7 protein-coding genes and 1 tRNA gene are annotated in these 10,946 nt (G+C 63.6%); 5 read left to right on the plus strand and 3 right to left on the minus strand.

Annotation, left to right across the window (positions count from 1 at the left end):
* Nucleotides 1–1,052: 1,052 nt before the first annotated feature.
* Both nrdG and nrdD read right to left on the minus strand, forming a co-directional pair.
* The gene (gene nrdG, locus EHS19_RS00665) at nucleotides 1,053–1,784 is read right to left on the minus strand and encodes an anaerobic ribonucleoside-triphosphate reductase activating protein (RefSeq protein ID WP_151915862.1); all 732 of its coding nucleotides are present in this window, start codon (nucleotides 1,782–1,784) and stop codon (nucleotides 1,053–1,055) included.
* A 154-nt stretch (nucleotides 1,785–1,938) separates the two neighbouring features.
* On the minus strand, nucleotides 1,939–4,338 hold the full coding sequence (nrdD, locus tag EHS19_RS00670) for an anaerobic ribonucleoside-triphosphate reductase (RefSeq protein WP_151915863.1): 2,400 nt from the start codon (nucleotides 4,336–4,338) through the stop codon (nucleotides 1,939–1,941).
* Nucleotides 4,339–4,672: 334 nt separating this feature from the next.
* Here nrdD and xseA point away from each other — a divergent pair, with 334 nt between their 5' ends.
* Nucleotides 4,673–5,986, plus strand: coding sequence for an exodeoxyribonuclease VII large subunit (gene xseA, locus EHS19_RS00675; RefSeq protein ID WP_151915864.1), 1,314 nt, complete (start codon nucleotides 4,673–4,675; stop codon nucleotides 5,984–5,986).
* 85 nt (nucleotides 5,987–6,071) lie between these two features.
* The gene (locus tag EHS19_RS00680; protein WP_151915865.1) at nucleotides 6,072–6,404 is read left to right on the plus strand and encodes an exodeoxyribonuclease VII small subunit; all 333 of its coding nucleotides are present in this window, start codon (nucleotides 6,072–6,074) and stop codon (nucleotides 6,402–6,404) included.
* A gap of 115 nt (nucleotides 6,405–6,519) precedes the next feature.
* On the opposite strand, the gene EHS19_RS00685 is transcribed toward EHS19_RS00680, so the two are convergent.
* Nucleotides 6,520–7,947 carry an endonuclease/exonuclease/phosphatase family protein gene (locus EHS19_RS00685; protein ID WP_151915866.1) on the minus strand — a complete coding sequence of 476 codons (1,428 nt, stop codon included), beginning with the start codon at nucleotides 7,945–7,947 and terminating at the stop codon, nucleotides 6,520–6,522.
* A gap of 114 nt (nucleotides 7,948–8,061) precedes the next feature.
* On the opposite strand from EHS19_RS00685, the gene EHS19_RS00690 reads away from it, so the two are divergent.
* The 3 genes from EHS19_RS00690 (at nucleotide 8,062) to EHS19_RS00700 (ending at nucleotide 10,939) form a co-directional block, all read left to right on the plus strand.
* Nucleotides 8,062–8,134: transfer RNA gene (locus EHS19_RS00690), tRNA-Arg, on the plus strand.
* A gap of 130 nt (nucleotides 8,135–8,264) precedes the next feature.
* Nucleotides 8,265–9,827, plus strand: a complete 1,563-nt coding sequence (zwf, locus tag EHS19_RS00695; RefSeq protein WP_151915867.1) for a glucose-6-phosphate dehydrogenase — start codon at nucleotides 8,265–8,267, stop codon at nucleotides 9,825–9,827.
* A complete protein-coding gene (locus EHS19_RS00700; RefSeq protein ID WP_151915868.1) occupies nucleotides 9,824–10,939 on the plus strand; it encodes a glucose-6-phosphate dehydrogenase assembly protein OpcA in 1,116 nt (371 codons plus the stop codon). The genes zwf and EHS19_RS00700 overlap by 4 nt, the downstream gene beginning before the upstream one ends.
* Nucleotides 10,940–10,946: the final 7 nt, after the last annotated feature.

The following is a 10,946-nucleotide window of genomic DNA, read 5'->3' on the forward strand; positions in this document are numbered from 1 at the left end:
CAGTGCCTAGCGCAAAGATTCTACGAACTCAAGGACGATTCCGAAAAATCCTTGCGCTGAGACGCCGCCTAGCGCAAGGATTCTACGAACTCAGGGCAAATCCCGACAATTCCTTGCGCAAAGGAAGCGCGAGGAAGTGCAAGGAAGTGCAAGGAAGCACAAGCGAGGCACAAGCGAGGAGGTGCGAGCGAGTGCAAGCGAGAAAGGTAGAGAAAGGCGCAGGAGGGGAGTCGGAGAAGGATGCCAGAGCAGGGATGCCACTGAGCGCAAGTTCCGTGGTTCTTCTTGGTCGATGAGCGGTCGATGAGTAACCTACTCGAAAAGCGCCCATCCCTCTACCATCCCAACGGCTCAGCAACGAACCACCACCCACGATAACCACAGAAGCACCCGAAATGAAGGAGACAATCGGCACACGCGACGGCATGTAAGCGGTCACGATGCGTCGTGTGACGACACGCACAGCCACGCAATGACAAAAATCCCCTTTTTATCATCCCGTGGCTGTCCGCCGAGCCACGCAACTCTATGTCACCGGTCACATTCGATTCCATGACTGCAAAACACCATGAAATCGGCGCACGCGACGGCATGTAAGCGGTCACGATGCGTCGTGTGACGACACGCACAGCCACGCAATGACAAAAAGCACCATTTTATCATCCCGTGGCTGTGAAACGCAGCTGTTCCGTTCCACTGATTTGCGGGACGCAGTGCGGGATGAGCCGGTTTTTGTGTTGCGTCCCACGCGCGTCTCTCCTCGTGTCGCTTCCGTCGTGATGAACGTGTGCTTGAACCGCCATTGTTCAACGTTTTTGCCTGATTGTTGTCTGAGTATTCGCTGTGATGCTGAAAGGGGCGTGGGACGCAACGCCCAAACGAGCAGCAATCGCATTGCGTCCCACAGGTTTGTAGGTGCTGTGCGAGCCGACCGGCGAGCCGGCAGACTTCGCGCGGAGCGCGTCCGTACTTTACAAGACCGGGCTGTCAGCGAAGCTGACTGGGCGAAAGAGACAGAAGCTGGACCCCTCGACTATTTGCGAGAAAGACCACTAGGATGCCTGGGAGTCCTCGCCCGCCACGCGGTCTTTGAGATAGATCTCGGAGATCTGCCGCTCCTGATCATGCAGTTTCGCCCAGATGACCGGGGCATGGGCCGCAAGGGACTTCGGCACGTCGAGGATGCGCTGGTTGCGCGATCCGCGGAACTGCAGCAGCGAATCATGCTGGGAGGCGATATACCGGCCATCCACGAGAATGTCGATGAGCCGCAGCAACTCGAGCTTGTCCGGGGTCTCCCCCGGTCGCATCAGCTCCTCCCACGTGTATCCGGTCCAGCACCAGATGTCCTTGGCATCGCCGAATTCGTCGCGAATGCGCCGTGCAAGCGGCAGCAGCACCGGTGTGTTGAGCATCGGCTCGCCGCCGAGGAACGTGATGCCCTGCACCCATGGCGCGCGAAGATCGTCGATGATCCGCTCCTCCAGCCGCGGCGTGTACTCATGGCCGGCTTTGAAATCCCAGATGGACGAGTTGAAGCATCCGACGCAGTGGAACGGGCAGCCGGATACGTACAGTGAATTGCGCACGCCTTCGCCGTCGGTTACCACGAACGTCTTGTAGTCGGCGATCATGCGCTTCGACATGAGCCGCCCGTCCCATTGGCCGGCCTTCGGATCGTTGGCGAGCCCGCCGGACGGCACCGACGGCCCGCGCCCGGTCTCCCCCGCCGCGAAATCATGCCGCTTGATCTCATGGGACTCATGGGATAGTTGCGCACTCATGTTCCGTTTCCGCTCTTTCCAATCGTAATATCGAGTGTGATGATAAGCGCAGGCCTCCCATGATGTGTTGTCCGACCGTAAAGACTCGGCCTGAGCGGCCCGGAGCGTGTCGGACAACACATCATGGGAGGCCTGCGCGCCTCACGCTATAACGTTACCTGGCCTCTTCGAACCATTCACGCGTCTCGCCGCTCGCGAGCGTCACATGACCGGTCTCGCCGCTCATGTGCTTGACGCGGTGCGAGATCTCCTCGTGGCGGCCGTGGACCATCGGACGCTGGACGGGGTTGCCGAGATATCCGCAGGTGCGCTTGGTCACATTGCACTTGTCGGGGTCGCAGTTGCCGCACTCGGGGCACTTGAATCCCTCGTCGGTGGGCTCGAAGTCGCCCTGGAAGCCGCATACGAAGCAGTGGTCGATCGGCGTGTTGGTGCCAAGATAGCCGATGCCGATGTTGTAGGCGTAGTCCCACACGGCCTCGAGCGCCTTCGGGTTATCCTGCAGGCACGGGTACTCGCAGTAGTTGATGAAGCCACCGGAGGCGTAGTACGGGAAGTCCTTCTCGTAGTTGAGCTTCTCCATCGGCGTAGGCTGCAGCCATACCGGGTAGTGGAACGAGTTGGTGTAGAAGTCGTGGTCGGTCACGCCTTCGATGCGGCCGAACTTGGCGCGATCCATCCGGTTGAACCGGTCGGTGAGGGATTCGGCCGGCGTGGAGTACACCGAATAATGGTAGCCTTCGGCCTTGCTCCACTGCTTGCACAGCTCGCTCATACGCTTGACGATCGACAGCGCGAACTCCTTGCCCTGCGGGTCCCAGCCGTGGTCGCGGATCCAGTTCTTGCCGTAGAACACCGCCGTGGCCTCCGCCAGACCGATGTAGCCGAGCGAGACGGTGGCGCGTTCGTTCTTGAACAGCTGATCGACGTTGTCGTTGGCGCCGAGACGGCCGAAAGCGCCATAGCGGAACAGGGTGGGCGCATTGACCGGCGTGGCCTGCTTGCAGCGCATGATACGGAACTGGAGCGCCTGATGGGCGACCTCCATGCGCTCGTTGAACAGCTTCCAGAACCGGTTCTTGTCGCCGTGGGATTCGATCGCGATGCGCGGCACGTTGACGGAGACGACGCCAAGGTTCATGCGGCCGTCCTCCTCGTCCTTGCCGGTGGCCGGGTTGATCCAGCCCTGCAGGAACGAACGGCATCCCATCGGCGCCTTGAACGAACCGGTGATCTTGACGATGTTCTCGTAGAACACCACGTCCGGGTACATGCGCTTGGTGGCGCATTCGAGCGCGAGCTGCTTGAGGTCGTAGTTCGGGTCGCCCTTGTCGGCGTTGACGCCGTGACGGATCGTGAACACGAGCTTGGGGAAGATGGCGGTGTGGTGGTCCTTGCCGAGGCCGCGGATGCGGTTGAGCAGAATCGCGCGCTGGATCTCACGGGCGAACCAGTCGGTACCGAGGCCGAAGCCCACGGTGACGAACGGGGTCTGGCCGTTGGAGACGCGGTTGGAGTTGATCTGGTACTCCATGGTCTGCATGGCGTCGTAGATGGCCTTGCGGGTGCGGATCTTGGCGAGGATCTCGCGCTCCTGTTCGATTTCGTCGGCATCCGTGTGGAACGGCGTATCCATCGGCAGCGCCTCGCGCCCCTTTTCGAAATGCAGCTTGGCGGGCTCGTTGGCCTTGGCGTTGGCGACCTGGCGACGCGCGAATTCGATCGGCATGTCGTCGGGGATCATCTCGCGGGCCTCTTCGAGGAACTTCTCGTAGTCGAGGCGGGCGTAGCGGGCGAGGTGCTCGTCGGCGCGGTTGGCGGTCTGGCCGCCGTACTGGCTGGAGGCGACGTCCTTCATGATCTGCGTGATCTGCGTGGCGGCGATGGCGATGGACTTCGGCGAGGCCATCGGCGCGTTGCCGAGCGTGAAGCCGTTGGCGAGCATGTCCCAGAAGTTGGGCAGCGAGCAGTTGGACTGCGCGGTGAACGGCGAGTAGTCGGCGTCGTGGAAGTGGATGTCGCCCTTCATGTGCGCGTTGGCGACTGCCGGCGGCAGCATGTTGAACGCGGCCGCCTTGGACACGGCGCCCGCGAGCAGGTCACGCTGGGTGGCGTAGACGTTGGCATCCTTGTTGGCGTTCTCGTGAATGAGGGTCGGGTCCTGGTTGATGAACCGGGCGACGGCCTCGTTGACATCGGTGGCCTTGGCGCGCTGGATGTCCTTGTCGAGACGGTAGTTGGTGTAGGCGCGCGCCACGTCGTACAGGTGCGCGTCGATAAGCGCATGCTCGACGAGGTTCTGGATGTCCTCGATCTTGGCGGGGCCGTTGTAGCGTTCCTTGATCTCGCCCTCGACCTGATTGGCGAAACCGCGGATGAGCTGCTCCTCCTCGGGACCGACCTGCTTGTCGAGATCGGCGAAGGCGGACTTGACCGCCTCGATGATGTTGACCGGGTCGAAATCGACCACGCGGCCGTCGCGCTTCTCGACAAGCACTGTTCCCGACGTGGTCGGGGCGGCCGTCACGACGGCTTCAAGCATCTGAGATTCCATGTTCTCGTCCTCCTGCGGCCCCGATCTTGCGGGCCGAATTACATGACTGTGATTTCGTTGCACAGAAGACTGTACGACAACCCCATCCCTAGATGTAGTGGCAACACGCCGACGATAACCTAAATACAGTGGTTTTTGGCTAAATAGCGCCGAAATTACGATAGTGTGATTTGTGTGAATCCGCATCGTGGGCGTGTCGCGAAGCAGCACCGGGCACGTCTCCGGTGCGGCGACCGGAGATCTGCCGGACGCGACACGCCGAGCACCCGACGAACCATGCGGCACGGCGATCGAACCTCGCGCGATTGTCCGTTATATAAGGAACGCTGGATGCATGAATTGGAGCAATGGATATCAGACGAACGGCACCGCGCCCGTCATTGAGAACGCCGCCGGAGCGGCAGTCGGCGCGCCCGTGCCCCGGCCGGCCGATCAGCTGCCCCGCCTCGCCGCCGAAACGACCGCCGACAATCCGTGGCCGGTCGCCATGCTGAGCCAGAAGTTCCATATGGCCGTTGAGCGGTGGCCGGCCGCGTGGATCTGCGGCCAGATCACCGAAATCAACACCCGTCGAGCCGGGTCCGCCTACATGACGCTGCGCGATGACTTCGAGGATGTCGCCATCTCCGTGTCCGGATGGCGCACGTTCGCCACCAAGGCCGCGGGATTCCGTCAAGGCGACCGCGTGGTCGTGCACGGCAAGGCCGACATCTGGGTCAAGCAGACGCGACTGAGCTTCATCGGCGACGACATTCGCAAGATCGGCACAGGGGGCGGACTCAAGGAGCAGATCGACGAGCTGCGCCGCAAGCTCAAAGGGGAAGGGCTGTTCGATGCCGACCGCAAGGTGCCGATTCCGGAGTTCCCCTCATGCATCGGACTGATCTGCGCCCCGCAGGCCCGGGCGGAGGGCGACGTGATCACAAACGTGAACCTTCGCTGGCCCTCCGTGCGGTTCAAGGTCATCCACGCGCATGTGCAGGGACCCCAATGCCCGCCGGACATCGTCAACGCGATCCGCACGCTCGACGCCGACCCCGAGGTCGACGTGATCATCGTGGCGCGAGGCGGCGGCGCCTTCGAGGATCTGATCGGATTCTCGGACGAGTCGGTGGTCCGTGCCACGGCCGCCTGCGTCACGCCGATCATCTCCGCGATCGGCCACGAGGACGACTGGACTCTGATCGACCTCGCCGCCGATCTGCGTGCATCCACCCCCACCGACGCCGCCAAGAAGGTGGTGCCCGACGTGCGCGAGCAATTGCAGCTCATCGACAACGCCGTATCGCGCATGCGCATGCGCATCGGCGCGAAGGTGGACAATGAGATCCGACTGGTCGAAGGATACGCGAACCGTCCGAGCCTGACCAGACCGCACACCATGCTCGAGCCGCATCAGCGACTCATCGACGACGCCCGGCGCCGCATGGACATCGGCCTGCGTCGCATCGTCGACGATGCAAGCCTGACCGTGGAGAAACTGCATGCGAGCCTGACCGCGCTCAGTCCCCAGTCCACACTCGACCGCGGCTATGCGGTCGTGCAGACAGACGACGGACATGTGCTCGACGATCCGACCGCCGTGCATGCCGGCGAGCCGCTCGCCATCACCCTGCGGCGAGGCAGACTCAACGCCACCGTCTCCTGACGCCCCGCATGAATGCCCTGCATCCACAACCTGCGACAGCGAATTCGACATCAACACACATCGACATCAACACAAAGGACCAATCATGACCGACAACACCACCCCAGCAAACACCGCTTCACCGATCAACGCCACCAAGCCGACCAGCGTGCCGGCATCCACGCTCACCGACAAGGAACGAGAGGCGATCGCGCGCATGCCGTACGAGGAGGCTCGCGACAAGCTCATTCAGGCCGTTCAGGCACTGGAGGCAGGAGGACTCAACCTCGACCAGTCCATGCGCCAGTGGGAGATCGGCGAAGCGCTGGCCAAGCGCGCGCAGACGCTGCTGAACGACGTGCGCGCCCGACTCGACGCCGCAGCGGCCGACCAGGGCACCAACGCAAATACGGCGGGTACTCAGGCCAATCTGGCCTGAGTACCCTTCGGCCTACGGCCTCACCTCGCCTACGGACAATCCACCGGATTGTCCGCTTCACGGTTCGGCCCAGGCGAATATCGCCTGAATGACTGAGTACCGTGGCGGAGCGGGATCAGTTGACGGCGATCGTGGCGAGCAGCGCGGCATGATCGGAGCCGGTTATCGGCAGCACCTGCATCTGGCCGGATCGCATGCCGCGATCAAGCACAATATGATCGATGCCGGCAAATTCGGGAATCGGCGCGCGATCAGCCGGCCAGGTGAACGTGAACCCGTGGCCGGACAGCCGGGTCGCATCCTGGAAACGATCTCCAAGAAACTCGCGGAACGAGGCGTGATCCCACGTCGCATTGAAATCCCCCATGAACACATACGTCGTCTCATTGCGCGACCGCAGCCGACCAAGTTCGTCGAGAGAACGCTTCCAATACGCCCAATAGCCCGTGACCGGCGACGTGGTATGCACCGAAACGAACCGCACACGGGTCTTGCCGTCGTTGAACCGCACGGTACCGGCCGGCATGAACGAGGCGATGGAATTCACCTCATCATCGACAACGCCGTCCATCGGCGTGGCCGACCAGACGCCATTGCCGAACACACCATCCGACGAGGCGACATGCGCATAGGGAAGGTAGCGCTCTATGCCCGCATCGTTCAGCCGCTGGACGAAATCATCCGTCGTCTCCTGCAAGGCGAGCACCTCGACCCGCTGATCGCGCACCGCCTCGACGATGGCCTTCGCGTCGGCCCTACCTTTATATACATTGCACGTCATCACGCGCGCATAGCCATCGGCCGTGTTCGCACTGGCGGCAGCCACCGCTTCGACCGCGCGCTGAGGCAGCGGCGACAACGGAAGAAAGAACGGCGCCTGCCACCAGATCTCGATGATGGCGCATGCGGCGGCCAATAAGGCGACGACACGCCGCCGGGCGATAAGCGCACACAACAACGACAGCAACGCGACCAACGCAAACCACGGCGTGGTGGATATCACCATCGGCACGTAGGGCAGCGCCTGCCAATCAGCGGGCAATGATCGCGCGATCACCGAAAGCAGCGAGAACACCAGCAGCAGCACCGACAGCCAAGTCAACGGACGACGCGCGACCCGACGCAGCGGAGACATGACCGCCGCCGACTGGGTGCAGTCGCCACGTGACGAGGAGGAGCCGGATCGGGAGATTCCACCGGAATGGGAGGATCCACGGGACGCGGATGCCGACGAGCGTGAAGCGGACGCGCCTCGCGAACGGGACGCAGCCGCACCGCGCGCAGCACCGCGCGCAGCTCCGCGCGAACCGGTGCCGCGCGCACCAGTGCTGCGCGAACCGGTGCCGCGGGAGCCGGAACCGGCGGCGTTCCGCCGCATGCGCCCGCTCCCGCCATGCCCGGTGCGATCGGCATGATCAATGCGATCATCACGATCAGCCATGGCACGTCGAATCAGCTCAGCGCGGCCGCCATCCGAATCCGCACTGCGCCAACGATTCGATCCGTTCGCAGACGTTCCCCTCGACGCAGTCCGTGTCGCCATGTCAACCTCCCAACCGTCATCCCCCACACGATACCGCATGCGCCGTCGCCATGCACGCGGCGGCACAGCTGCCCATGCGATTGGTCCGGCCATCATGTATAGTGGACCTTTGCTGCCCGGGTAGCTCAGGGGATAGAGCACCGCTCTCCTAAAGCGGGTGTCGTGCGTTCGAATCGCATCTCGGGCACTTCACAAAGGTCTGTGCGGCACAGTTGACAACGACGTTGGAGTTGCCGCACACGGCCGTCTTTTTCGGCTGTGAGCGTGCTCACGGTATTCATGAGGCGATCAACGACGCCACTCGCTAGGATGGAAGCATGAACGAAACCACATCAGACTCCGTCGCGAGGACGGAACACTGGTCGAATCCGCTTCGAGACCCCCGCGATCTGAGGCTGCCCCGCATCGCCGGGCCGTGCGGCATCGTCATCTTCGGCGTGACCGGCGATCTGGCACGCAAGAAGCTGCTGCCGGCGATCTACGATCTGGCCAACCGCGGCCTGCTGCCGCCGAGCTTCGGCCTGACCGGCTTCGCGCGCCGCGACTGGACCGAGGAGCATTTCAGAAACTTCGTCAAGGAGAACGTGCAGCTGCACTGCCGTACGCCGTTCAGGGAGAGCACCTGGACGCAGCTGGCCGCGGGACTGCGCTTCGTGCAGGGCACATTCGACGATCCCGCCGCCTTCGCGCGCCTGTCCGACACCGTCGCCGAACTTGACCGCGACCGCGGCACGCGCGGCAACCACGCCTTCTACATGTCCGTGCCGCCGAGCGCGTTCCCGCTCGTGGCGCGCCAGCTCGCCGACTGCGGACTGGCGAAGTCCAGCGAGGGGGCATGGCGCCGCGTCATCATCGAAAAGCCCTTCGGCCATGATCTCGCCAGCGCCAAGGAACTTGACCGCGTGGTCTCCGAGGTGTTCGACCCGTCGAGCGTGTTCCGCATCGATCACTATCTCGGCAAGGAGACCGTGCAGAACATTCTGGCGCTGCGTTTCGCGAACGCCATGTACGAGCCGATCTGGAACGCGAACTACGTCGATCACGTGCAGATCACCATGGCCGAGGACATCGGTGTGGCCGGTCGAGCCGGCTACTACGACGGCATCGGCGCGGCGCGCGACATCATCCAGAACCATCTGCTCCAGCTGCTCGCCCTGACCGCGATGGAGGAGCCGGTCAGCTTCACCGCATCCGATCTGACCGCCGAAAAGACGAAGATCCTCTCCGCGGTGCGGCTGCCCAGCGATCTGGCGGCGCACACCGCGCGCGGCCAGTATGCGGCCGGCTGGCAGGGCTCGCATGATGTGGTCGGCTACCTGGACGAAAAGGGCATCGACCCGAATTCGACGACCGAGACGTATGCGGCCATCCGTCTCGACATCGACACGCGACGCTGGGCCGGTGTCCCGTTCTATCTGCGCACCGGCAAGCGTCTGGGCAAGCGCGTCACCGAGATCGCCGTCGTGTTCAAACGCGCGCCGCACCTGCCGTTCGAATCCACGGCGACGCGCGAACTGGGCAAGAACGCGATCGTGATCCGCGTGCAGCCCGACGAGGGCGTGACGATTCGATTCGGTGCCAAGGTGCCGGGCGGCACGTCGATGGAGGTGCGCGACGTGTCGATGGACTTCAGCTACGGCCGTTCGTTCACCGAAAGCTCGCCGGAAGCCTACGAGAGGCTCATTCTCGACGTGCTGCTCGGTGATCCGCCGCTGTTCCCCACGACCGAGGAGGTGAACCTCAGCTGGAGGATCCTCGACCCGATCGAGGAGTTCTGGTCCACACTCGGCCAGCCCGAACCCTACCGTTCCGGCACCTGGGGCCCATCCGAGGCCGATGAGATGCTCGCACGAGACGGACGTCATTGGAGGATACCGTGATCATCGAACTGCCGAATACCAGAACGCGCGAGATCTCGCGCAAAATCGACGAACTGCACGAGGAGCGCGGCGAGTCCGCCACCGGGCGCGTGCTCACCCTGCTCATCGCCACCAACGACGACGAGCTTGAGCATGCGCTGGAAGTCGCGAACGCCGCCAGCCGTGAGCATCCGTGCCGCGTGATCGCCATCGTGCCGCAGTCGGGCGCGGCGGCGACGTCGGAATCATCCGATGAGGCAACCGCCGCAACCGCAACCGCTGCCGCAACCGCAACCGGTGCAACCGCAACAACCGCCGAGGATGCGACCGCCGAGCGCAAGACCGGATTGAGCGCCTCCCAGCTTGCCGCCATCGACCCGAACGGCGGCATGGCGGCCGATCTGGCGGCCGACCCGCTGACGTCGAATCTCGATGCCGAAGTGCGTTTCGGTGCTGACGCCGGCGCCGGCGAGATCATCGTGCTGCGCCCGCGCGGTGGACTCGTCCACCATCCCGACACGCTGGTCATCCCGCTGCTCGTGCCCGACGCGCCGGTGGTGGCATGGTGGCCGACCGAAGCGCCGGCGAACCCGTCGAAGGATCTGCTCGGCGCGATGGCACGCAGCCGCATCACCGATGCGATGCGCTCCAGCAATCCGCTGCGCACGATCGAGGATCTGCGGCGCAACCGTTCGCCGAAGAACATCGACATGTCGTGGACGCGCCTGACCGTGTGGCGGGCGATGCTCGCGACCATGCTCGATCAGCCGCCGCATCTGCCGATCATCTCCGCTCGGGTGACCGGACCGAAGGATTTCCTCCCGATGGACATGCTCGCCGCATGGCTGCGCCTCAAGCTCGGCGTGTCGGTGGCGATCGAGGACGATCCGAACGCGGACGCGGTGACCGGCGTGTATCTGACGCGCGCGGATGGCGTGCTGTCGCTGGAACGGCCGAGCACGCAGAAGGCGATCGCCGTCATCAGCACGCCCGGGCAGACCCCGCAGTCGATCTCGGTGCCGGCCCGCACGCTTGAGGAATGCCTCAGCGAGGAGCTGCGCCGACTCGACCCCGACGAGGTGTACGCCGAGGTGCTGGGACGCGGCTGGGATCTCATCCATCCCGCCCGCTGACGCCGCC

The organism is Bifidobacterium jacchi, from assembly GCF_009078285.1.
In the GTDB taxonomy this organism is placed as follows: domain Bacteria; phylum Actinomycetota; class Actinomycetes; order Actinomycetales; family Bifidobacteriaceae; genus Bifidobacterium; species Bifidobacterium jacchi.

Excerpts from the sequence above, each read along its gene's own strand:
- nrdG (WP_151915862.1), bottom strand. The coding sequence starts at position 1,784 with ATGAGTGCGCAACTATCCCATGAGTCCCATGAGATCAAGCGGCATGAT.
- nrdD (WP_151915863.1), bottom strand. The coding sequence starts at position 4,338 with ATGGAATCTCAGATGCTTGAAGCCGTCGTGACGGCCGCCCCGACCACG.
- xseA (WP_151915864.1), top strand. The coding sequence starts at position 4,673 with ATGAATTGGAGCAATGGATATCAGACGAACGGCACCGCGCCCGTCATT.
- EHS19_RS00680 (WP_151915865.1), top strand. The coding sequence starts at position 6,072 with ATGACCGACAACACCACCCCAGCAAACACCGCTTCACCGATCAACGCC.
- EHS19_RS00685 (WP_151915866.1), bottom strand. The coding sequence starts at position 7,947 with ATGGCGACACGGACTGCGTCGAGGGGAACGTCTGCGAACGGATCGAAT.
- zwf (WP_151915867.1), top strand. The coding sequence starts at position 8,265 with ATGAACGAAACCACATCAGACTCCGTCGCGAGGACGGAACACTGGTCG.